This is a genomic window from Bacillus sp. FSL H8-0545 (assembly GCF_038006105.1).
Classification (GTDB): Bacteria; Bacillota; Bacilli; order Bacillales; family Bacillaceae_G; genus Bacillus_A; species Bacillus_A cereus_U.
This window is the reverse complement of record NZ_JBBOUO010000001.1, coordinates 2,542,203-2,564,568: the sequence shown is the minus strand read 5'-3', so window position 1 is coordinate 2,564,568 and position 22,366 is coordinate 2,542,203. Positions and strand designations below refer to the sequence as shown.

Sequence of the window (22,366 nt, the reverse complement as noted above, 5' to 3'; positions counted from 1 at the left end):
TAATTATCTCCGTTTCACCGCCTTGTCTTTTTTGCATAATAATGATAGTAGATTATGCTGGAGAGGGGTGAGAAAAGTTAATAAAAAAATAATCTTTTCCGGAGATTTTGGTATTGATGATGCAGTAACGTTAATTTATGCGAATAAAACATGCAAATTAGATATTATAGGTATCGTTGCAGAGTATGGAAATGTATCAAGAGAAATTGTAACGGAAAATGTTTATTTTTTAGAAAGATACTATGCTACAAAAGTAAAAATTATTGAAGGTGCCAGTAGACCGATGACAGCTGAAGAACCTTTATTTTTCCCGGAAATTCATGGGGATCACGGTTTAGGTCCAATCATTCCACCGAAAATGAGAATTTGTGAGAGCGAAAATTTTTGCGAATTGATTAAATTAATTGAGCCTTGTCCTGAAGATATTATTATAGTGGCGACGGGACGATTAACAACACTTGCAACATTATTTTTATTGTACCCCAATTTAATGAATCGAGTATGTTCTTATTATATAATGGGTGGTGCTTTTCTTTTTCCGGGGAACGTTACACCAGTATCGGAAGCTAATTTTTACGGCGATCCAATTGCGGCAAATATCGTAATGAGATATGCGAAGAACGCTACTATATATCCGTTAAATGTAACGCAAGAAGCACTTATTACTCCTGAAATGGTCGATATTATTGATAAAGAAGGAACAGGACAGGCGAAACTTATTAAGCCAATGATCGATTTTTATTACGAAAATTTTTACAAAAAAGAATATCCAGGTATTGCTGGGAGTCCGATTCACGATTTACTTCCGTTCATTTCATTTATGAATGATGATATTTTTGAATATAAAAAATCAGCAGTTTGGATAAGTACGACAAATGATGTAACGAGAGGGCAAAGTGTTGCAGATTTTAGAAGAATAGCTGAGCCAACGACGTTTGATAATCGTCCTATACAAAGAATTGCCGTTGAATTTAATTATCAAGCGTTTAAAGACGAATTTATGAGAACAATATTGAAGCCAGATTGTCCTTAATATGTTGAGCAGATTTGAATGATTTTCATAAGACGAATAACTTATGAAAAATGTAACATAACTAATGGTAAGCAATTGTTTCTGATTATAATTTTATTGTTCAAAAATAAAGGAGGTAAATATATGATTTGGTATTTAATCGTCGGTGGTATTTTAGGATGGTTTGCAAGTCTGATCACTGGAAAGGATGTACCGGGCGGTGTAATTGGTAATATTATTGCTGGTATTATTGGTTCTTGGCTTGGTTCGTTATTACTTGGTAAATTCGGTCCTGTTATTGGCGGATTTGCAATTATTCCAGCTTTAATAGGTGCGGTCATATTAATTTTCATTGTGAGCTTCTTATTACGAGCTATACGGAAATAAATAATAAGGGGCTGTTTACATTTGTGAGCAGTCCCTTTGTATTATGTTGTTTAATCTGTTATGCTACTTTTATACAATCAGGAGGTGTCAGCATTGAAATCATTTACAGTAAATTTTCATCAAGAGGATAATGCAAAGGCAACAACAGTACATAAATTAAGTGAAGAGGACTTCGATAAAGCAACAGAAAAAGGTACTCGTCATCTATTTGATTTAGATACAAACGTTGGTTTCTTCGTATTCTTTGATGCTGAAGATGCAGAAGGAAACGAGCAATACTTAATGTTACAATATGAAGGAGATCATGAAGAACCAAGTGCTTGCTACGGATTTGATTTGAAATTGTTCTATCAATTTTTAGCACTATACTTAAATGATCTTGAATTCCAAGGTGAGACAAATGAAGAAGAGGAAGAAAATGGTCCAATTCATCATTTAGCGCATTTACTTTACCATATCGTTGAAGATGGTAAATCTATCGAAGTATAAAATACATATTTGAAGCTGTCCTTTAATAGGGCAGTTTTTTTAATTTTATTAAGATATTATTTCAAGTGCCATTCCCTCAAGCCTTATAGGTTAAACAAGTTGAGAGTGGAAATTCAATCGTTACGGGGGCTGTTTATTCCTGCTATGTTTCAGTTGCAACACCACTAACTGTCGTTTTATTAATTGAAATGAGCTTTTGTGACAGCGCATGTCAAGTAATAAAAGAAGGATATAACAATTAAGGTGAGAAAGTGTATACAAGGAGATCAATAAGAGGATTAATAATACAATTCCAAGCTTTTTAAAACTTTCGTAAACCGAAGTACTTCCTTTATGGACCAAAAATAATTTAAGGGACAGTGTTATGGAATGGTTGCAAAAGTGAATATGTTGAAGAGGGAGGCTGAAAATGATGAAAGTATATATGAAAGTGCTTATATTATTCCTAACTTTAACGTGTGTAGCTGTTTTAACCGCGTGTAATAACGCTGAGGAAAAGAAACAAACGAATTCAACATCAGAAAATAGTACGGAAAAAAAGAGCGATACGTCAGAAACCAGTAAAAAGAATGAGGACACCGCTCCAAAAACAGAGAAAGAACCTATGGAAAAACCAAAAGATCAAGATTCAGCAAAACCTACAGCAGATTCTAATTCGAAAAATACAGTGCTTAATCAAAAATCAATTAACCATGTAAAAGATTTATTTGAGCAAGCGAAAGAAGGTAAAGTACCTAATGTACCATATGCAGCACATACAGGTGATATCGAGGAAATAGAAAAAGCGTGGGGAAAAGCAGATAAAACTGATCAAGCAGGGAACGGGACGTATGCGACTTTTACAAGTAAAAATGTTGCATTTGGCTTTAATAAAGGATCACAAGTTTTTGACGTGCAATCTTACCATTCAGAACTTAAGGTGATTACGTTACAAGAAATAGAAAAGGCTTTAGGAAAACCGACGTCGATTAAAGTAAATGGTAATGACAAAATCTACGTTTATAAAGTAAATAACCAGTTTGAATTGAAATTCGTTATTCCAAATTCAACTGGTAAAGTACATCATATTTCTGTGTTTTCACCGGAGGATAGTATTAATAAAATGGCGGGTTAAATGAAAGAGCTGCTCCTATAGGGACAGCTCTTTTGCTTTTGTTCTCTCTAATGACTGAACAAAAACAGATTGAATGATACCGCCAATTATTAATAAGAAGGCACAAATATAAAATAGAGTACTACCGCTTAATTTGCTTAATAACAATGCTCCTACAAAAGGCCCGCAAGTTCTTGAAATATCCCAATGTATACCGTATATAGAAAAATATAATCCGCGACTATGACTTGGAGCCATTTGTGAAACGAATCGCAGTAAGTGATTCAAAGCGATACTTTCCCCAATTACTAAAAAGAGCAATGTGAAGAATAATGACCATATTGTTGTGGAATAACCGTAGCCAATCGCAGCTAACGTATAGCAAGTATAGGAGATAACAATGATTTTAGGCATAGAAAATCGTTCTGACCATTTCACAAGGAAAATTTGAAGAAGCACTTCCATGACTGCTTTACAAGTTGAGATAAACACGAGTATGAATAAAAAATCTGGAAATACACTTTCGGCGAATATACGATAATTGGATTCGGTTTGAGCGTAGAAAAAACTAATCGGTAGCGTAGAAACCATTAGCCCAAACACAGCATAATGTTTCGAAATAAATTGTTTTGGCGGATATACTTCTTTAGTTTTATTAACGTTTTGTCTAAGTGGAACGGTTTCAGGAAGCTGCGTCCAAACGAGAATAGCATATAGCGTAAGGGCTACACCTTGCAAAATAAATAAATATTCAGGGTGACTAGTATAGAAAAAGGCACCAATTACTGGTCCGATTACAGAGCCAATCGCTCCAGTAGTATGCAGAACAGCAAATATTTCTGCCTGTTGTTCTTCCTTCGTTAAGTCAGCGATTTGTGCGCGCTGTGCCGGAATATATAAAGAGCGGCCAATACCATTTACTACATACAATAAGGCGAAAAAGGCGACCGATTCAGCAAAAACGAATCCGCTTACGGCAAAAGCTTGTAAAAGTAATCCGAGTAACATTATTTTCTTTCGGCCGTATTTATCTGTTACACCCCCAGCGATTAATGTAAACACAATATCAGCGAGAGGCTGTAATCCGAAAAGAAGCATTGTAACTATGACATTACCATTTAAAGCTTTATTAACATGAACAATAAAAATGATAGCTAACATTGCTTCAGTCGTTCGGACTAACAATTCACCGAACAATCGAATGAGAATAGGCTTATTATAACGTTTTAAAAGATACTTCATTTTTATTTCCTCCTTTCTATATTGAAATGATAAGATGGAAGCTAGAAATGAAAAAGGGTAGAATGAAAGAGGAAGATTTTTCATCTTTTAGGGGGCGTTTTATGACTATTTTGGAGCAATATATGCACCTTTGGCTCCAGTATGGAAAAGGGAGAGCAGAGGACGAAAGATTAGAAATAACAATACAAAATATATCTGAAACTTTATTTTGTACAGAGCGAAATAGTAAATTAATCATAAAAAAATTAGAAGAATTAAATTGGATTATGTGGTTTCCAGGCCGAGGGAGAGGGAATCGTTCAAAGTTGTTATTTCAAAAACATCCACTTTCTTTAATTTTAGAAAGAGGAAAAGAAATAACGAAACAAGGGGATGTAAAAAGCGGGAGTGCATTTATTGAAAGGTATAGCTCATATTTCCCATCGCTTCAAACTCAATTTCAAACTTGGATAGATTCGATATTCGGTTATCAAGTTGAGAGGACGTCTCAAGGAAGAAAAGATGTGCTACGTTTGCAAGTGCAAATGAATCTAGATATTGCATTAGACCCTGTATACGCTACGATGCGTTCGGAATGTCATATGGTAAAACATATATACGACACATTAGTGTATGTAGACGGAAATACAAACAGTGTAGAGCCAAGACTTGCGTTTTATTGGGAATATGATGACCAGAAATATATATGGACCTTCTACTTACGAAAAGGTGTTCAATTTCATAATAAAAAAGAACTAACCGCTTATGATGTTGAACAGACATTTAAACGATTCTTGAAAGCGAAAAATAATCCACATGCTTGGATGTTACAGCACGTTGAAAGTTTACATATTCTTGATGACTATATTGTGCAGATTCGTTTATCTACAGATAATAAGTTGTTTTTACATGCTTTAAGTACAGAACAGTGTTCGATTGTAAATGAAGATGAAGACGGGAAGTTAATCGGTACTGGACCGTTTCGGTTATGTGAAAAGAATGAGGATGTATTCGTATTAGAAGCAAATGATTTATATTTTCGCGAGCGACCTTTTCTCGACCGAATTGAATTATGGAATGTAGAGCACAGAGTTAATACGTGCGATATATTAGCGAAAGCACGTTATAAAAATATAGAAAACCATCATAAAGAAGTATCTAGACTTGAGTCGAATGTAACTTACATTACGTTAAATACTGCAAAAGAAGGACCTATGCAAAATGTGATGTTTCGTAGAGCTTTATATAAAATTATTCATGGTAATAAAATTGTTGAAGAATTACAGGGAGAGCGCGGAGAAGTAGCGGATGAATTAGTACTCACAAAGAACGGTACAATTCAAATTAACAGGGATATACATACACTTATTAAATGCAGCTCTTACCGTAATGAAACACTGCGATTATATACATTTACAGGGCAAGATCACGTTGAAGATGCGCATTGGATACAAAAAGAATGTGCAAAATACGGAATTAAAATTGATATTGAGTTTCTTGAACAAGAAGAGTTATTGCAAATGAGTACGATACAAAAGGCTGATATAATGCACGATAGTGCGACAATTAGCGAACGGATAGAAGATAGTTTACTATATATGTTTCTTACAAAAAACAGCTTTATTCATCAGCATAGCGATATAAACTTTAACGAAGTATTGCAGCCTTATTTTACAGAAAATCAATTAGAGAAACGGGTGACACTGTTACGCGATATTGAGGGCACACTGTTACGTGAAATACATATCATTCCTTTATATCGTAATAAACAGCGAGTAAGTTCACACGAAAAAATACAAAATGTAATGATTAATTCACAAGGCTGGATTGATTATTACGATATATGGTTTAAAGCTTGATATATAAAGGTTCTTATGCATTTTGATGAAATGCGCAAGAACCTTTTTTCATATAAAAAGGAGGTTTGTTTTACACATTGTTACGCTACTTATTATAAAAGTCCGTTTACAGCGTAACAGTGTTATGTTACATTGTTATCAGGAAGGAGTGTTATACAGTTGAGTACAGATTTAATTTCAAAAAAAGATTTATTAGAACTAACTGGTATTTCATACGGACAGTTATATAGGTGGAAGAGAAAAAATTTAATACCGGAAGATTGGTTTGTACGGAAGTCAACGTTCACAGGCCAGGAAACATTTTTTCCGAAAGAAAAGATATTAGAACGTATTAATAAAATCCAAACGATGAAAGAGGATTTATCACTTGATGAATTAGCAAATATGTTTTCACCGAGCGTGACAGAAATTCTTTTAACAAAGGATGATTTGTTACGTAAGGGTATTGCATCAGAACCAGTCTTACAATTTTTTATAGAACAAACGAATAAAACGGCAGAGTTTCAATTTGCAGATATTCTTTACGTGTATATGTTAGAAGAACTTCTTCAATCAGGAGACGTTAGTTTAGAAGAGGGGAAAATGGTCTTACAAGTATTAAGTGAAAATTACGAAGCGATTAAGCATAAAAATTGTGACGTAATTATCGTTCGAAAGTTAGGGATTTCTACATGTTTCTTAGTTTCAAATGTGGATGATTTAATTTTTGAAAAGGGAACAAAAATTGTTTTACGTGAAGCGATTACGAAATATACCGAAGCATTAAAAACTAAACTGTTGTAGTGGAGGAGAAATCATGCGTACAGAAAATTTAATTATAAACGGTTACGGTACATCGAATGGCGGTGAGTTTCACAAAGTACAGCTAAACGGAAAAGGAACTGTTAATGGAAACGTTGAATGTGAGCAATTTGAATGTAATGGTTACGGTGCAGTTACTGGTGATTTGAAAAGTAGTAATGCAAGAATTAGCGGATCGGGTAAAGTTGATGGTACAGTTAGCGCAGAAATGATGCGAATCGATGGGAAAGCGACAATTACACAAGATGTAAAGGCGAACAGTTTAAAAATTGCAGGAAAAGGTACGATAGGTGGAAATGTCACCGGTGAAGAATTTAAAATCAATGGCCAAGCGACGATTGATGGTAATTGCGAGGTTGATGTTTTTTCTTCAGAGGGACAGTTTACGGTAGGTGGTTTATTAAGCGCAGATGAAATTAATATTAATATTCACGGTACATGTAGAGCGAAAGAAATTGGCGGTCAAACAATTAAAGTAAGACATAGATTGAGTACTTTTAGTAAACTTTTTAAAACAGTATTTGGCCTGCAGTTAGAGGCTGAATTGTTAGAAGGTGACAATATCGATATTGATTATGCTCACATTAAAACGGTAAGAGGAAACAATGTTACAGTAGGACCGAACTGTGAGATTGATCTTATTGAATATACAGGTGTACTTAATGTTGATAAAAATGCAAGTGTGAAAGAAATTAAGCAGGTTTAAAGGAAGGGAGCAATCGATATGGAAAATCAACATAGTCTTACTGTAAATGGATCAGGTAGCTCGGCAGGTGGAGATTATAATAAAGTGAAGATTCGCGGCGAAGGAACAATCTCTAATCATATGAGTTGTAATGATTTTAAAACGTATGGTACGAGTGAAGTACGTGGCAATATGAAAGCGAAAAATTATGTCGTGTATGGAGATAGTGAAGTACAGGGGAATATGGAGGCGGAATATGTAAAAGTATATGGCAATGCCCAAGTACAAGGTGACGGACAAATTAATAAAACAAAAGTTAGAGGTATGATAGAATTTAAAGGGAAGCTATCCGGTGATTTCGTAGATGTGAAAGGCGCTTTAAATGTGAAGGGAGATATAGAAGTAGAGGAATTATTACTAACTGGTGGTCTTGAAAGTGATGGTTTGCTTAATGCTGAAAATATTGAAATCTCACTTCGTTATGAAGGAAGTAAAGTGAGAGAAATCGGTGGGAAAAAGATTACAGTACGTAAAAAAGCGAGATTTATTCCTTTTACAAGTCATGCAGGAAGCCTTCAAACATCAATTATTGAGGGGGATGATATTTATTTAGAACATACAATAGCAGACGTAGTAAGAGGAAATCATGTTATGATTGGCCCTGGCTGTGAAATTAGTGTTGTAGAATATCATACTAGTTTTAACCAAAAAGGGAATTCAGTCGTAAAAGAAAACAAACAAATATAAGTAGTATGAGGGAGAGCAAGAAATATGGTTGAGAAGAATAATAAACTCGGCTTCGTTGTTACCGGTTTATTGCTAGGTATCTTAATGGCATCAATGGATAATACCATTGTCGTAACAGCGATGGGAACGATTGTTGGTGACTTAGGAGGCCTTGAAAACTTTGTATGGGTCGTTTCTGCCTATATGGTCGCAGAAATGGCAGGTATGCCGATTTTCGGTAAACTATCAGATATGTATGGTAGAAAGAGATTCTTTATTTTCGGTTTAATCGTCTTTATGATTGGTTCGGCACTTTGTGGTACTGCTGAAAATATTACACAGTTAGGCATTTATCGTGCCATTCAAGGTATTGGCGGTGGGGCACTAGTGCCGATCGCATTTACTATCGTTTTTGATATTTTCCCTCCAGAAAAGCGCGGGAAAATGGGTGGTTTATTCGGAGCAGTATTTGGTTTATCAAGTATTTTTGGGCCACTACTGGGCGCATATATTACGGATTATATTAGCTGGCACTGGGTGTTTTATATTAACTTACCACTTGGAATTTTAGCACTTATTTTTATTACATTATTTTATAAAGAGTCACGAGTTCATAGAGAACAAAAGATTGATTGGTTTGGCGCAATTACTTTAGTTGGTGCAGTAATTTGTTTAATGTTCGCCTTAGAATTAGGCGGACAAAAGTATGATTGGGATTCTAGCTTTATTTTAAGTTTATTTGCTGGGTTCGCTATTTTAGTAATTGCTTTTATTGTTATTGAACGAAAAGTAGAAGAACCAATCATTTCATTTGAGATGTTTAAACAACGTCTATTCGGAATGAGTACAATTATTGCCTTATGTTACGGGGCGGCATTTATGTCAGCAACTGTGTACATTCCGTTATTTATTCAAGGTGTATACGGTGGTACGGCAACAAACTCAGGATTATTGTTATTACCAATGATGTTAGGATCAGTAGTTACAGCACAGTTAGGTGGATTTTTAACATCGAAACTTAGCTACCGAAACATTATGATTATTTCTGCTGTAATTATGCTAATCGGATTATTCTTATTAAGTACATTAACGCCAGAAACAAGTCGTATATTATTAACAATTTATATGGTTATTATCGGCTTTGGAGTTGGTTTCTCATTCTCTGTACTAAGTATGGCTGCTATTCATAACTTCGGTATGGAGCAACGCGGTTCTGCGACTTCAACGAGTAACTTCATTCGTTCATTAGGTATGACACTTGGTATTACAATCTTCGGAATGATTCAAAGAACTGGTTTCCAGGATCAATTAGAAGAAGCGTTTAAAGGTATGAGCGGGGGAATGAATACAAACGCTTTAGGAGATTCAAGAGCTATTCTATCAGAATCGGCAAGATCTCAAATTCCGCCGCAAATATTAGATAAAATTATTGAAGCTCTTTCTAGTTCAATCGTTCAGACATTTATGTGGGCGTTAGTCCCAGCAAGTTTAGCGTTCGTATTCATTTTCTTTATGGGAAATGAGCGCATGGTATATAAGAAAGAACAAAACAAGGTGAAAAGTGAAACATCAAAAGCGTAAAGAAAAAGCTCCTTTCAATTTTGAAAGGAGCTTTTTCTTATGTACGGAGTCGAATTAGCCTTCGATAATTTCGTATTCTTCGTCTGCTAATAATAAAATGTGTGTTTTCTTACCTTTGTTTTGAACTTCGATTACATCATATGTACCTAAGTCTCTTAGCTTGCTTTGAGAAGCGTTAACCATAACTTCCATAGAATCAATTAAGATATCTTCTTCAATGTATGATTCAGGCAATGCCATATCTTCAGTATCTAATACACATGCGTATAGATTTTGTAGGTTTTCAGCAGTTGGATTTTGTTCCTCAACATCAATAATGTTTTTTACTGCTTCCATATTTTCTTCTTTTACTTGATATACTTTAATTTTAGTCATTGTTTTAATCTCCTTTATAACGTAATCTTAGAGGCTGCAATTCATCCCGCAATAACGGGCAGTAGACTCCCACCTCAAGATGAAGAAGCAAATGATGAGGACGGTGGGAGATAACTGCCCGTAAGAGCCCGATTGGTGAGGGCTAACCATTAGTAGGAGATAAAGCTCCCCGCTAATAGAAGTTTCACTTTATTATAACGCTTTTTTGTTGAAAGATGAAATTGTTATATGCATTTATAGTGAAAAGTATATTTTATTACTTATTTGAGGAACGATTAGTTTCTTAATTTGACAGGCATATGTCTGTATACTTATCTAGACTAATATTAGAGTTATATTGTCCAAGCTTTTCTTACATGCCTTTCATATTATATTTATTAGGTAAAACATATAGGAAAGGAATGGAGAATCAGTGGATTGTGAGCCGAAACGTGATTGTCAATGTTGTCAAAATAGTATATGTGAATTTTTGAAAAGTTTAAATCCTTATTCTAGAGTTGAGAGTATCGTAATAGACGGAAACGAAATAGTTGTATCCTATTTTATTTCATTTAATGAGATAAAAGGTATAGTGTCGTTTGCACAAGAAGACAGTGAGGTAATATTTGTAGATTGTTCAAGAATTGATGCGATTCGCATAGGGAAAGTTTGTAGTTGTAAAACGAAAGTTAAATTTATTGAAGAGGAATTCAGTTTACTTGGAAATGTTTGTCCACAATGCTTAACTGAGGGAAGTACACTTTTTTTTGATTTTAATAATCCTGACTTAAATTTATCTTTACAAGCAAAAACGATTAATCCACCTAGATGTGTTGAATTTGTAGATGAGCTTGGGAATGTAGTAAAGCAAATTACTATAGTAGGTGAAGCGGTTGTTTCTAAAGATTTCGTTTCGGTACCTGAACTGTTAGATTTTCGATTAATCTTATCGGATACAGCTGGGAATCCTTTGAAATTCGGATTACTATTTATTAATTTCCCTGATATTACGTTTATCATTCTTTTCGCATCAAGGGGATACCTCAATATAACGAACTGTTTAAAAATAGAGAGTGGAACAGGTAATGTCGAAATAGAAGAGATGAAAAAAGAGATTATTAACGACAGTAGTATGATGTACAATTCAATTATTAAGTTAACTAAACTATATATAAATGGTGAGACGGAATCTTATACTTCTAAGAAGGAGGTATAACGTATCTATTTCAATTAATTCTCATACACTATACTATGCTATGTATGAGAGTTGTTACATAAAATATATTAATCGATTAAATGTATCTTGGATCCCATCGCTCTAATTCTTTAAATTTTTACTGAAACTGAGTAAAGTTTGCAGAAAGTAGGAATATTAATTCTAAATTAATGAGTAGATAAGTATGTAGCATTTTTTTATAGGAAAATCATTTCAATAGAATTAGATGTTATAATAAATTTGCATTTACGTATAATTTATAATTATTTGATATTTGAAGGTTGAGTTTCATAGACATTTACTTAGATAATAAATAAGTGTGTATAAAAATACTAATAAAAGTTAACTCATGAAAATGTTGAGCCTAGTTGATTTTAAAGAAAGCGGGAATGTAAATGATATATGAAGCAAATATACATACAAGAAAAAAATTAGTTTCTATGTTCGAGGATTTTAATAATGTTGTTCTACTTTCTTATTTACAAGGACATATGGGCATCGCTTGGGTGAACAATCTTGAAAACCCGACAGTAGCACAGATTACGGTAGGAATTTTCACATTTTACGCTGGGGATCCAAATGCGAAAGAGACAGAAGAGTTATTACGTAACATCCCTGAAAGAATTTTGGTAATCGTAAATAGTGATGAATGGAAAAAGCGTTTAGAAACATTCCACGAAATAAAAATAGATAAGTTTTTACGGTATAAATTCAAACGGAATCCAGAATTGTTTAATCATACAAAATTACAATCTTTTATATCGGCACTTCCAAAAGGGTATGAATTAAGAAAGATAGATGAGCATATCGCGAATAACCCATCATTACACAAGGTTTCTGAAGATTTTATAAGCCAATTCCTTTCAATAGATGATTATGTAAATCGAGGTATAGGTTATTGTATTTTGTATAATGGAGAAGTTGTATGTGGTGCATCATCATATAGTATTTATGATGATGGTATTGAAATTGAAGTTGCTACTGACCCGAAGCATAGAAAAAAGGGATTGGCAACTGTAGTTAGTGCAGCGTTAATATTGGATTGTTTAGAAAATGGGAAATATCCAAACTGGGATGCAGCCAATAGCACTTCTGCTAAACTAGCTGAAAAATTAGGATATGTTTTTGATAAGGCGTATGATACTTATTTTGTAAACAATAGGTGAATGAACGGGAGCGTGTACGGATTGTAAAAGGTCATAAGACTAGTAAATTAACGTTTAGTAGTCTTATTTTTTATAATTGCAAACAAAAACTAAACTAACCAAAGATAAAAAGGCATTAAAAGAGATGTTAATAAATGAAATTAAGGGAAAAGAATGACGACAAGATTGGTTTCCTAAGAAGAGTTGATAAATTCTAGTGAAAAATTTGAGAATAAAACAATGATATTAATGATAAGGATGAAGGGATTTTGCAAAAATTTGGGTATAAAAACCGACTTTTTTTAGTCGGTTTTTATTTTTTTCAACAGTAGAGTGATACCAATATTGATTTTACTATTGAATATAATTAACACATCAGTTCCTACTTCCACGATGAGGGTTCAGAAATTCTCTTTTTATATAGGTAGATACATATAAAGGCTCAATATATTTAGTTATGAGTGTTTAACTAACAATAAAATTTCTATTTTTTTGTAAATGATGAAAGTAACTATTATAGGAACCCACGCATTAATAGAATAGATACATATACAGTATAGAGAGTTAAAAACTCCAAAATATTGTATAAAGGAGCTTATAAAATATGAGCGAACAATGCCCAATTAATGTACCATGTCAGGTAGATGGACAAACTCAAACACCATTAAGTGATGCAGCTGCAACACCAATTCTTACTCCAGAAGCACCGATTGTAAAAATACCAGTTGTATTAGCAGAAAGAACAATTCAAATTGTTGTAGAGTCCGATATCTATTTAGATCCTCCAGCAGTTGAAATTAAACGTATTTTAAAAAATGCATTTTTAACACAATGTAAGTTAGTTCCTGTAGCATTTACTCCAGTAGAAGGTACAAATTACCGCCGAGTTACAAGAGCAAAATTATTTGTACAAGGATATATTCGTAAAAATATTGAATATGCAAATGATGAGTGTAAAGGAGTGCTATATGACCGTATTGCAAATGTTCCATTTTCTGGTTTTGCAGATTTAACAGCAGCAGATTTTCTATCACAAGCTTTAGTAGCTGCTTCTTCAGATACTACTTCTCACTTTATTAATCCTAAAAATGGTGATATACCACGTTTAGACAAATACTTCTTCGAAAATACAGTTTTTTATAACGAACAACCATATTGCGAATTAGTCAGTGCTCAATTTTTCGAATTAGACTTTTCCCCTTGTCCAACAGACTTAAATGAACCATTTGATACTCTTCGTGAAAAAATTGTACTAGACCTTACTTTAAAAGTTTTACAAGTACAACAAGTACGAGTATAGAACTAAAAAGACAATGTCTTTTTTATTATTATAAAACATATATAATGATGAAATGGTCGCGTACAAAAAACATATTTTTATGAATTTCATCGGATGGGGGGATGGTGATGAATAAGCCATGGATTGGTAAGGGAATATGGAACAAAGTTTATAAAGGGAAAATGCTGAATGGTCAAGATGATTCAAGCAAAATAAGAGAAAAGAAGAACAGTGAAGAAACAGAATCAAAAAAAGAAGATACAGCAATAAAATCAGAGAAAGAAAGGAAAGAAACAGAGTCAAAAAAAGAAGAAGAAGCAATTGAATTAGAGAAAGAAAGTGAAGAAACAGAGTCAAAAAAAGAAGAAGAAGCAATTGAATTAGAGAAAGAAAGTGAAGAAACAAAATCAAAAAAAGAAGAGGCAATTGAATTAGAGAAAGAAAGTGAAGAAACAAAATCAGAGACTGAAGGTATAGCAATTGAATTAGAGAAAGAAAGTAAAGAGACAGAGTCAAAAAAAGAAGATAAAGCAATTGAATTAGAGAAAGAAAGCGAAGAAACTGAATCAAAAAAAGAAGAAGAAGCAATTAAATCAGAGAAAGAAAGTAAAGAAGCAGAGTCAAAAAAAGAAGATAAAGCAATTAAATTAGAGAAAGAAAGTAAAGAGACAGAGTCAAAAAAAGAAGATAAAACAATTGAATTAGAGAAAGAAAGTAAAGAGACTGAACCAGCAAAAGAAGAAGTAACAAATGAATCAAAGAAAGAAAGTATAGATTCAGGATCAAAAATAGTGACTTCAGTGCGTTCAATAATAGTGAAAACTCCATTTTCTATTATTTCGGATGTGACTAGTTTTATAAAATTTCCTAATATTAATGTAAAAAAACAAGAAGCATTTGTATTTCGTAATGAAAAAGATGCTAGGGGTCGTGAACTGGATGCTAAGTTATTAACTACAGTGCAACATTATCATGGAGAAGTTAATTGTAATTTAGTTTCTTCAAATCTTCATGAAAAGAGAGTGCTTTTAGAATTTTCTAATCAAAAAGTAAAAGGGAATATGGAAGAGAATTGGATAGGCACATCTTCGTGGATTCCTATCCACGGTATAATATTAGAGAAGGAAGATGAAGCAGACGTAAATAATTATATAACTGGGAAACTACCAATAGAAATAGGGAGATATAAAGGTGAAATTAGCTTACAAGAAAAGGTGGTATTTAAAGAAAAAGTTATAGGAATAAAAGAGGTATCACAGGAAATTATTTTGACCAAAAAAGAATTCTTATTGCCAAAAATAATAAAGAAAGGACATAATCCATCTATAATTGAAAAAGGGAGCTTATTTGTAGAGGGCTATATATTTCAATGTATTGAATTTATTTCAGAACAAAGTACATCTCATGATAAGCTCTATCAGTTAATGCAAAATATTGTATTGGAATTGACTATTCAATTATTGCAAGAACAGGAAGTTCGTGTGCGGATTACATAAATAATCATATCTCCATCGATTAGCTAAAAATTTCTTCAGGAGTATGTAATAGAGAAATTTAAAAATAGTGCTAGCAAGTTTGCAAACGAGCTAGCTAATAAGGCGTGGGAAAAGATGTGAACTATAACTGATGGATCGATTGAAAATACTAGTTATTAAGATAGATGAAACGGATAAATCTTTGTTAAAACATGAGGTGTAATACAATGTGTATCCCCTTTAATTATAGAAAACTCACAACTTAAAAAGTAATACATCTTTATCATAAGTTTTTAAACACCAATTATATTTTTTTAGAATAATTGGATGGACAACCTCTTGCGTAGTATCGACTTCAGTAAAACCGTATTTTTTATAAAAGTTTTTTAATTCCTCGAAAGGGAGACAAAATACATTTTGAATATGTAATTCCTTCGCTGTTTGTACTAAAAATAAAACGAGTTCTCCGGCTAATTGTAAGCCTCTAAATTTAGGAAGTATGAAAATACCACCCATTTCAATAGTATCTTCATCAATTTGAACTAAACGACCTACACCTGCAAACTCGCCGTTGTATGTAATAATCGCAACTTTATCCCGTTTTAAATCACTTGGTACAAATCCTATTGATTCGTATTGATTATTAATCCATTCTAAATCTTTAGAAGTAGCTAGTTGTATACTCATAAGTAACCCCCTTTGGAAAAGTATTAATATTCTCATTATATATAGCTCAATAACTAGTGGAAAGAGGATAAATCAAAATCATTTTTCTTAGCAGTTCAAGTTTTGAGGAAGAGTGCATACAATATAAAGTACTTTCCCTTTCTTCATTCTTGTTTTACGTATATAATTTAAAAGTAATATTTTTATTTTATTTTTTTATATATTTATAACAGAATAGAGGTTTAAAAATGAGTGTTAAAATCATTACGGATAGTGCGGCGGATTTACCGGTAGAATTGCTGCAAGCATATGATATAGATTTAATTCCACTCCGTGTATATGATGAAGCAGAAACAGAGTATTTAGATGGGGTTACATTAAAATCAGTTACTTTATTGCAAAAAATGAGAGAAGGCGCAGTTTATAAAACGTCATTGCCTTCACTTGAAACATTCCAAGAAAAATTTGTTTCCTATGCAAAAGAAGGTAACCCTTGTATATATTTAGCCTTTTCATCTGAATTGTCTGGTACATATCAATCGTCAGTTCTCATTAAAAAAGAAGTGAAAGAAACATACACTGATTTAGATTTAGAAATTATCGATACAAAATGTGCCTCACTCGGTCAAGGTATTGTCGTATTAGAAGCTGCCAAAATGGCAAAAGAGGGCGCGTCAAAAGAAGAAATCTTAAACCGTGTCGCTTTTCTAATGGAGCATATGGAACATATCTTCACTGTAGCTGACTTACAGTACCTTGTTAGAGGTGGACGTTTAAGTAAAGTAGCCGGTTTCATCGGCGGTTTATTAAACATTAAGCCAATTTTAAATGTGGATGAAGGAAAACTTGTACCACTTGAAAAGGTAAGAGGGAAAAAGAAAGTATTAAGCCGAATTGTTGATATTATGGAAGAGCGCGGAAAAGACCTTAAAGGTCAAACAATCGGTATGACTCACGGTGATGACTTAGAAACGGCCGAAGCATTAAAAGCATTAATTACTGAAAGATTCGGCTGCGAAGTATTTATCGTAAATACAATTGGAGCTGCAATCGGAGCGCATACAGGACCAGGTGCGTTAACATTGTTCTTCTTAAATGAAGTAGAGTAAAGGATTGATCTTTTGATCAATCCTTTTTTAATTCTAATATAAATGTTTTATGCGAATGAAAAATATGTAATTATTTATTAACTTTCTCTTTAAAAGGTATGAAGGTAGATAGGAAAGTAGTGACGGCGAGTGCAAAGCTGATTCTTTCAGTATGATCAATTACTAAGTCATTTTTCCACTGATAAAGGAAAGAAGCTATTATTAAAAGTAAAACGGCTCCTCCAACATATCTTACTATTTTTCGTGCTGATTCATTTTTAAGTCTTACAATCATGGTTATCATCCTTTCTTTTTTTGTAAATTATTCGATAAACTAACTTATAGGATATGGTATTTATAATTCGTCTATTAAGTTCATTTAATTTATTTTTGGTTTACAATCGGTGCCTTCTATGTACTAGGCAAGCTTAAGCAAACATGCTATCTAAATTAAGAATGATAGTTTACATTTAGTTAAATCCTTTTTATTAAGTTTATCGTAATTCAAGTATATGGCGCTGTCTTTGTTAATAACAAGTAGTAAAATTGTATGAAAAAAATAGCCGGAAAAACCGGTTTTTTACCATTTAATTTAACAAGAAGTATAGAAATAATCAAAGTATGAATGTACAATTTAAATAATCGATACATTTTTTTACATATGTGAGAATGCCCATTTTATATAGTATGAAAGATTAAGAAATACATAATGACTTAATTAGTAAAAAGCATGAAATGGTTAAATAGGGAGAGTAGAGAGATGGAAATTGGGGAACGTATTCGGCAAGTTCGTATGCATAAAGGATTAACACAGGGGGAGCTCGTATCAGAAATATGCTCAGTAACCTATTTAAGTAGAATTGAGAGTGGGAAAATAAAACCATCATCTTCTTTTTTAAAACAAGTTTCTAAGAAGCTGGGTGTTGATGGCGATTATCTCATAGAAGGTAATCACGAGGAGATAAAGCTTACTATTCTTGAAATATGTAATAAATATAAAAAAGATCAAAGTATTACTGAAGCTGATTTATCTTTGTTAGAATTATATGTTCGTGAAGTGGATTCAATACCTTTATTACTAAAGGTATATGGTGTACTTATATACTATCATGCCCGACAAAAAAACTTATTATATGTGAAGCCGTTAGTAGATCAAGCTTTGCAAATGATACCAAGTCAGGTCGAAATACAAGATAATGAGGATTATATTTATTACTTAAGAGCTCGAGGTCTTTATTTTTCTAATAAAGGGGAATATTTCACAGCATATGGAGTTTACAAAAAGATAGAAAATATGCTGGAACCAGAAGAGACCGAGTTGCATGCGGATACGTATTACAATATAAGTATGGTAAGTCAGCATCTTAATAAAGACCTAAGTGTTAGTCGCATATACGCAAAAAAAGCATATGAATTGTATAAAAAGTTTAATATAGAGCAACATAAAATTTATGCGTTAATACTTCTTGTGATGCAATATAACAAAGATAAACAGTATGAACAAGCATTTGAAACTTTGAAACGAGTAGAAAATGAATCAAAGGTGGAAAATGATTCATTAAACTTATGTTATGTAAAATATAATTACGGAAAAATTTATCAAGCATTAAAAGATTATAAAAATGCAATAAAATGTTACGAAGAAAACTTGATTCTTTGTGAGTATTTACCAAACAAAGCAGATAAAGTATATACAATCCGGAATTTAATAGAGATTTATATGGAATTAAAAGATTGGAAAAAAGTAACTAAATTTATAGATGAGGCATTTGAAATTTTATCAATTTTCGATGTACCTTATGCACATGTTCAACTTTATGGGTTTAAAGCAGAAAAGTATAAAATATGGGCAGATTATAATGGATATGAGAAGAATATGAAACAAGCAATTGAGATGGGGATAGAAAAACAGCAATATAGCTTGGTTGCTGAATTAGCTTTTAAATTTGGGGATTATTATTATGAGAATCGTTCCTATAAATTATCTGCTAAATATTATAAAATATCAGCTGAAAATAAAATGGATTAAAACAGGGTTTCAGTAATATGTTTTCTCAGATTATTAATTAAAAGAGGTTCCCACGCATTAATGGTACTGTATGGGAAGGAATCACAAAATACGAATTTCGTATGTGAAGCAAAATAAAAAAGAAAAAGCCAATGTCCTTATCGTAGGGAAATTGGCTTTTGTTTATCTGTATTATAGAAACTGAGCAACTGGAAAATCAAGATTAATAGTGGTATGGCGCAATATTGATTTATGGGATTTCGCTTTCTTTGAAAACAAACGCATTAAAACAGCAACTTCTAAGGATGCACTAGATAAAGCATTTTCATCTTCTCTACCAATAAGTACTACATCTTGTATAACAGGCCAAGAGCCAGCACGATTATAAAAGGGAGCTAAAGACGGTTTACATGTAAATATACCGAAATCTATATCGCTTTGTTTTTCAATCCATTCGGTAGCGGCAGTAACTGTATGTAAACCTAAACCTTGACCATGATAATCTGGATCAATCGCTACACAACTCAGTCCGGCTATATTAAATGGTTGTCCCTTATGATGGATAGTTTTGCGCACTACACCTGCATAGCTGACTAGCTTTTCATCTATATAGGAATAAAATGAGTGTACATTAAATTCTTTAAGATGTGTTTCAGGAATTTTCCCCTCAGGCAGGGAATCGGAATCTGGCCAAACCCGCTGTAGCATTACAGCAATTCCGCGTCGTAATGCATCAGATGCTTGATTATAGTCGGTTGATTGTACAATATGAGTTGTCATAAGTTATTCTCTCACTTTCTACTATGTTTAAATTCTATATATACTCAGTAAAAGCCAGCATCTTTAGATCGTTAGGGTGGTATTTTTTTCAATTTGTTTGAAATATAGTTAAAAATCAGTTCCAGTTATTCGAGCTAGCATAAATGTTATTAAAAATATTGACTCGCAAGTAAAAGCTCTGATTTATTTGATGCTTAATAAGCTAAGAATAACATAAAGAGAATAGTCATTATTTTTTAGAGCATCCTAAAGTTTATCATCTAATAAGCCTGGAGTGAATCTCATGCTAAAGAGTAAACTATCCCTAATAATTTACGGGATTTTAATAATGGTCATATTTGCATCTCCGAAAGAAGGAAACGCAGCTAACATATCTGATAAAGATTTTTATGATTCCTATAACACTTTATTGGCTCCGTATGCAAGTCGAACGATTCAAAGCAAACTTGGACCTTCGCATCAGTATAGTTTAACTGATGCGAAGGTTATAAAAATTGACCGATCCCCAAAATACACTTTTAACTTCATTGTCGTTGCAAAGTATCGAACTTATACAAACGCCCATAACCCACCAAATCATGTTGTAACAATTACTTATAACATTAATCCAAGTGGAGTGAAAGTTATAAACTTCAAACAAAAGAAAGAGTAAATAAACAGTGTAGTCTATACGAACCTAGAAATTCCCTAGAATAAGTAGTAATACTTACAACTTATTTAAATAGGAAGAAATAGAAAATGAAATATCAAATTACATTCATATAAGTTTGAATATTTCAAGATGTTAAAAATTTGATAGTTCATATATAATAGTGAAAAGAGTAGATTTTTGTAACTATTTGTAAAAAAGGAGGGTGCAAAATGAATAAAATAATACAAGCCCAATCTCAATCTCAATGGGATTTGGACAGGCTATATCCTCAAGAACAAAACTTCACGTTTTCTATAGAAACGATAGAAAGATTAAAAATTGAATATAAAGCAACAAAAGACTCAGTAATCCTTTCACAACTTATACAGGCTATCGAAAAAGCAGAGTATTACTTATATTGCCGCGCTACTGAAGATGATCCACCACCCGAAAATAATTTACAAGGTGTAATAATAAACCAATTGAAGAAAGAAGTTCAACTATTAATAGAATCTAGTAAGGAACAAAATATTAATGGTAATAATTCAAGTATTAAGCTAATAGAAGATGAATTAAAAGCTTGGGAAGATATGTACATACAATTACGGAATAAGATAGAAGTAATACACGATAAAGAGACCTTATCTTTTGGACAAGCGAATTATGTTGCGATGAATAGTGATGATCATAATGAAAGATTAAAAGTGTTCGATTCTCTTACAAATACTTTGAATAAGGAAAAAGAAATCTTTGCTACTGTATTGAACCAAATAGGAAGGTTACGTAATACGCGGAGTAATGAATTAGAAAGGAGAGAAGTTTTAACTCAATCCCTTCAAATGAATGGCATTTCTGAAACTGTATTATCACAAATGTGGGATGCAACTGAATCTAAACTTGATAAGCTAGTAAGTGCTTTAAACGCTTTTAAAAAGGAAAAGAATTCGATTACATGGCATGAACTTATGACATTAAAAGAAAGTAATGTGAATGTTTTTCCTTTTTCAGTAGGAGTACAAAACATATATGATGCATTTGAAAATATAGATGAAGAATTGGAAAAGTTCGCGCGGAATGCGATAGCGAATGGCTGGGTCGATGCTGAACCGAGAGATAATAAACCGCCGGGGGGATTTTGTGCTCCTTTTTTCAGTGAAAAAGAATCCCGTATTTCAATGCGTTATGATGGGAGGATTGATAGTGTAAGAGTACTTGCTCATGAATTAGGACATGCTTGGCATTTTTATGTTATGAGTTTTGAACAATCCACTTCATTTTTAGATGATTATCTGCCAATGAGTACAGCTGAATCAGCGTCTATTTTCTTTGAAATGGTACTTGTAGATCACTTAATAAAAACAGCAGAATGTACAGAAATGAAAAAGTCATTGCTTAGCTGGAAAATTAGAAATAGCTTTAATTATGTTATGGCGATTCGTGCATCGTTTCAGTTCGAAAAGAGTTTTTATGAAAAAAGTAAAGAAGGTCCTATAAGTGCTGATGAAATTGAGAAATTATCTATAGCCGTGCAAGAAAAGGCATATGGAAATGCACTAACAGAATATCAGCCGTTTGTTTGGATGAAATACGTTCAGTTTTATATAGCAGATGTTCCTTTCTATAATTATCCATACACATTTGGTTATTTAGTAAGTTTTAGTTTACTAGAATTAGCGAAAGAAAATAAAAGTGAATTTTATTTGAGGTATAAAGAATTTTTGCGAGAAACGGGGAAAGCCCCAGTTGAAGAACTTATGGAGATACATTTTGAAATTGATTTAACAAATTATGAGTTTTGGAATAAAGCTTTTATACAAATAAATAAAGATGTTGATGAATATTTGGAGCTTATGTAGGGGGCGCACAAATA

At 32.8% G+C, this 22,366-nt stretch carries 22 protein-coding genes; 17 read left to right on the top strand and 5 right to left on the bottom strand.

Translation table 11 applies throughout. The annotated features are described in order from the left end of the window. Nucleotides 1-67: 67 nt before the first annotated feature. The 4 genes from MHI07_RS13425 to MHI07_RS13410 all read left to right on the top strand — a co-directional run bounded on the left by MHI07_RS13425 (nt 68) and on the right by MHI07_RS13410 (nt 3,002). A complete protein-coding gene (locus MHI07_RS13425; protein ID WP_215578790.1) occupies nt 68-1,033 on the top strand; it encodes a nucleoside hydrolase in 966 nt (321 codons plus the stop codon). Between the two features lie 123 nt (nt 1,034-1,156). Continuing rightward, nucleotides 1,157-1,399 (top strand): GlsB/YeaQ/YmgE family stress response membrane protein, encoded by a 243-nt coding sequence (locus tag MHI07_RS13420; protein WP_002110405.1) that lies wholly within the window; start codon nt 1,157-1,159, stop codon nt 1,397-1,399. A gap of 93 nt (nt 1,400-1,492) precedes the next feature. Further along, entirely contained in the window at nt 1,493-1,888 is a 396-nt protein-coding gene (locus MHI07_RS13415; RefSeq protein ID WP_002110404.1) for a hypothetical protein, read from the top strand. A 409-nt stretch (nt 1,889-2,297) separates the two neighbouring features. Then, complete coding sequence (locus MHI07_RS13410; RefSeq protein WP_340824323.1) at nt 2,298-3,002, top strand: YjgB family protein; 705 nt, start codon at nt 2,298-2,300, stop codon at nt 3,000-3,002. Between the two features lie 15 nt (nt 3,003-3,017). Here the strand turns inward: MHI07_RS13410 and MHI07_RS13405 are convergent, their stop codons facing one another. Continuing rightward, entirely contained in the window at nt 3,018-4,223 is a 1,206-nt protein-coding gene (locus MHI07_RS13405; protein WP_340824321.1) for an MDR family MFS transporter, read from the bottom strand. A gap of 62 nt (nt 4,224-4,285) precedes the next feature. Between MHI07_RS13405 and MHI07_RS13400 the strand changes: the two genes are divergently transcribed. From MHI07_RS13400 to MHI07_RS13380, 5 genes are all read left to right on the top strand, one after another. Further along, nucleotides 4,286-6,061, top strand: coding sequence for an SgrR family transcriptional regulator (locus MHI07_RS13400; protein ID WP_215578786.1), 1,776 nt, complete (start codon nt 4,286-4,288; stop codon nt 6,059-6,061). Between the two features lie 159 nt (nt 6,062-6,220). Next, nucleotides 6,221-6,844, top strand: coding sequence for a YhbD family protein (locus MHI07_RS13395; protein WP_215578784.1), 624 nt, complete (start codon nt 6,221-6,223; stop codon nt 6,842-6,844). Between the two features lie 13 nt (nt 6,845-6,857). Next, the gene (locus MHI07_RS13390) at nt 6,858-7,568 is read left to right on the top strand and encodes a polymer-forming cytoskeletal protein (RefSeq protein WP_002110399.1); all 711 of its coding nucleotides are present in this window, start codon (nt 6,858-6,860) and stop codon (nt 7,566-7,568) included. 18 nt (nt 7,569-7,586) lie between these two features. Continuing rightward, on the top strand, nt 7,587-8,294 hold the full coding sequence (locus MHI07_RS13385; protein WP_002161452.1) for a polymer-forming cytoskeletal protein: 708 nt from the start codon (nt 7,587-7,589) through the stop codon (nt 8,292-8,294). A gap of 24 nt (nt 8,295-8,318) precedes the next feature. Beyond that, nucleotides 8,319-9,854, top strand: a complete 1,536-nt coding sequence (locus MHI07_RS13380; protein ID WP_340824315.1) for an MDR family MFS transporter — start codon at nt 8,319-8,321, stop codon at nt 9,852-9,854. Nucleotides 9,855-9,908: 54 nt separating this feature from the next. Here the strand turns inward: MHI07_RS13380 and MHI07_RS13375 are convergent, their stop codons facing one another. Beyond that, entirely contained in the window at nt 9,909-10,229 is a 321-nt protein-coding gene (locus MHI07_RS13375; RefSeq protein ID WP_002136820.1) for a hypothetical protein, read from the bottom strand. A gap of 412 nt (nt 10,230-10,641) precedes the next feature. Here MHI07_RS13375 and MHI07_RS13370 point away from each other — a divergent pair, with 412 nt between their 5' ends. The 4 genes from MHI07_RS13370 (at nt 10,642) to MHI07_RS13355 (ending at nt 15,344) form a co-directional block, all read left to right on the top strand. Continuing rightward, the gene (locus MHI07_RS13370; protein ID WP_215578782.1) at nt 10,642-11,424 is read left to right on the top strand and encodes a BC_2878 family exosporium-associated protein; all 783 of its coding nucleotides are present in this window, start codon (nt 10,642-10,644) and stop codon (nt 11,422-11,424) included. A 395-nt stretch (nt 11,425-11,819) separates the two neighbouring features. Beyond that, the gene (locus MHI07_RS13365; RefSeq protein WP_340824309.1) at nt 11,820-12,590 is read left to right on the top strand and encodes a GNAT family N-acetyltransferase; all 771 of its coding nucleotides are present in this window, start codon (nt 11,820-11,822) and stop codon (nt 12,588-12,590) included. A 583-nt stretch (nt 12,591-13,173) separates the two neighbouring features. Continuing rightward, the gene (locus MHI07_RS13360; protein ID WP_340824307.1) at nt 13,174-13,869 is read left to right on the top strand and encodes a CsxC family protein; all 696 of its coding nucleotides are present in this window, start codon (nt 13,174-13,176) and stop codon (nt 13,867-13,869) included. Nucleotides 13,870-13,976: 107 nt separating this feature from the next. Further along, complete coding sequence (locus MHI07_RS13355; RefSeq protein ID WP_340824305.1) at nt 13,977-15,344, top strand: BC_2427 family protein; 1,368 nt, start codon at nt 13,977-13,979, stop codon at nt 15,342-15,344. Nucleotides 15,345-15,578: 234 nt separating this feature from the next. Here the strand turns inward: MHI07_RS13355 and MHI07_RS13350 are convergent, their stop codons facing one another. Next, complete coding sequence (locus MHI07_RS13350; protein ID WP_340824303.1) at nt 15,579-16,010, bottom strand: GNAT family N-acetyltransferase; 432 nt, start codon at nt 16,008-16,010, stop codon at nt 15,579-15,581. Nucleotides 16,011-16,237: 227 nt separating this feature from the next. Here MHI07_RS13350 and MHI07_RS13345 point away from each other — a divergent pair, with 227 nt between their 5' ends. Further along, a complete protein-coding gene (locus tag MHI07_RS13345; RefSeq protein ID WP_070146613.1) occupies nt 16,238-17,098 on the top strand; it encodes a DegV family protein in 861 nt (286 codons plus the stop codon). Between the two features lie 70 nt (nt 17,099-17,168). On the opposite strand, the gene MHI07_RS13340 is transcribed toward MHI07_RS13345, so the two are convergent. Then, nucleotides 17,169-17,372 (bottom strand): hypothetical protein, encoded by a 204-nt coding sequence (locus tag MHI07_RS13340; RefSeq protein ID WP_070146611.1) that lies wholly within the window; start codon nt 17,370-17,372, stop codon nt 17,169-17,171. A 465-nt stretch (nt 17,373-17,837) separates the two neighbouring features. On the opposite strand from MHI07_RS13340, the gene MHI07_RS13335 reads away from it, so the two are divergent. Continuing rightward, nucleotides 17,838-19,106, top strand: coding sequence for a helix-turn-helix domain-containing protein (locus MHI07_RS13335; protein ID WP_215582095.1), 1,269 nt, complete (start codon nt 17,838-17,840; stop codon nt 19,104-19,106). A gap of 171 nt (nt 19,107-19,277) precedes the next feature. Here MHI07_RS13335 and MHI07_RS13330 read toward each other — a convergent pair whose 3' ends face one another. Further along, nucleotides 19,278-19,865 (bottom strand): GNAT family N-acetyltransferase, encoded by a 588-nt coding sequence (locus MHI07_RS13330; protein ID WP_340824296.1) that lies wholly within the window; start codon nt 19,863-19,865, stop codon nt 19,278-19,280. A 283-nt stretch (nt 19,866-20,148) separates the two neighbouring features. Here MHI07_RS13330 and MHI07_RS13325 point away from each other — a divergent pair, with 283 nt between their 5' ends. Then, nucleotides 20,149-20,517, top strand: a complete 369-nt coding sequence (locus MHI07_RS13325) for a DUF3888 domain-containing protein (protein WP_002110384.1) — start codon at nt 20,149-20,151, stop codon at nt 20,515-20,517. 209 nt (nt 20,518-20,726) lie between these two features. Then, complete coding sequence (locus tag MHI07_RS13320) at nt 20,727-22,352, top strand: M3 family metallopeptidase (protein ID WP_215578772.1); 1,626 nt, start codon at nt 20,727-20,729, stop codon at nt 22,350-22,352. Nucleotides 22,353-22,366 lie beyond the last annotated feature (14 nt).

Bases quoted from the DNA above. Each gene is read 5' to 3' on its own strand.
- MHI07_RS13400 (WP_215578786.1), top strand. From the start codon at position 4,286: ATGAAAGAGGAAGATTTTTCATCTTTTAGGGGGCGTTTTATGACTATT.
- MHI07_RS13365 (WP_340824309.1), top strand. From the start codon at position 11,820: ATGATATATGAAGCAAATATACATACAAGAAAAAAATTAGTTTCTATG.
- MHI07_RS13385 (WP_002161452.1), top strand. From the start codon at position 7,587: ATGGAAAATCAACATAGTCTTACTGTAAATGGATCAGGTAGCTCGGCA.
- MHI07_RS13360 (WP_340824307.1), top strand. From the start codon at position 13,174: ATGAGCGAACAATGCCCAATTAATGTACCATGTCAGGTAGATGGACAA.
- MHI07_RS13355 (WP_340824305.1), top strand. From the start codon at position 13,977: ATGAATAAGCCATGGATTGGTAAGGGAATATGGAACAAAGTTTATAAA.
- MHI07_RS13335 (WP_215582095.1), top strand. From the start codon at position 17,838: ATGGAAATTGGGGAACGTATTCGGCAAGTTCGTATGCATAAAGGATTA.
- MHI07_RS13410 (WP_340824323.1), top strand. From the start codon at position 2,298: ATGATGAAAGTATATATGAAAGTGCTTATATTATTCCTAACTTTAACG.
- MHI07_RS13325 (WP_002110384.1), top strand. From the start codon at position 20,149: ATGCTAAAGAGTAAACTATCCCTAATAATTTACGGGATTTTAATAATG.
- MHI07_RS13350 (WP_340824303.1), bottom strand. From the start codon at position 16,010: ATGAGTATACAACTAGCTACTTCTAAAGATTTAGAATGGATTAATAAT.
- MHI07_RS13345 (WP_070146613.1), top strand. From the start codon at position 16,238: ATGAGTGTTAAAATCATTACGGATAGTGCGGCGGATTTACCGGTAGAA.
- MHI07_RS13375 (WP_002136820.1), bottom strand. From the start codon at position 10,229: ATGACTAAAATTAAAGTATATCAAGTAAAAGAAGAAAATATGGAAGCA.
- MHI07_RS13390 (WP_002110399.1), top strand. From the start codon at position 6,858: ATGCGTACAGAAAATTTAATTATAAACGGTTACGGTACATCGAATGGC.
- MHI07_RS13380 (WP_340824315.1), top strand. From the start codon at position 8,319: ATGGTTGAGAAGAATAATAAACTCGGCTTCGTTGTTACCGGTTTATTG.
- MHI07_RS13330 (WP_340824296.1), bottom strand. From the start codon at position 19,865: ATGACAACTCATATTGTACAATCAACCGACTATAATCAAGCATCTGAT.
- MHI07_RS13405 (WP_340824321.1), bottom strand. From the start codon at position 4,223: ATGAAGTATCTTTTAAAACGTTATAATAAGCCTATTCTCATTCGATTG.
- MHI07_RS13420 (WP_002110405.1), top strand. From the start codon at position 1,157: ATGATTTGGTATTTAATCGTCGGTGGTATTTTAGGATGGTTTGCAAGT.
- MHI07_RS13340 (WP_070146611.1), bottom strand. From the start codon at position 17,372: ATGATTGTAAGACTTAAAAATGAATCAGCACGAAAAATAGTAAGATAT.
- MHI07_RS13320 (WP_215578772.1), top strand. From the start codon at position 20,727: ATGAATAAAATAATACAAGCCCAATCTCAATCTCAATGGGATTTGGAC.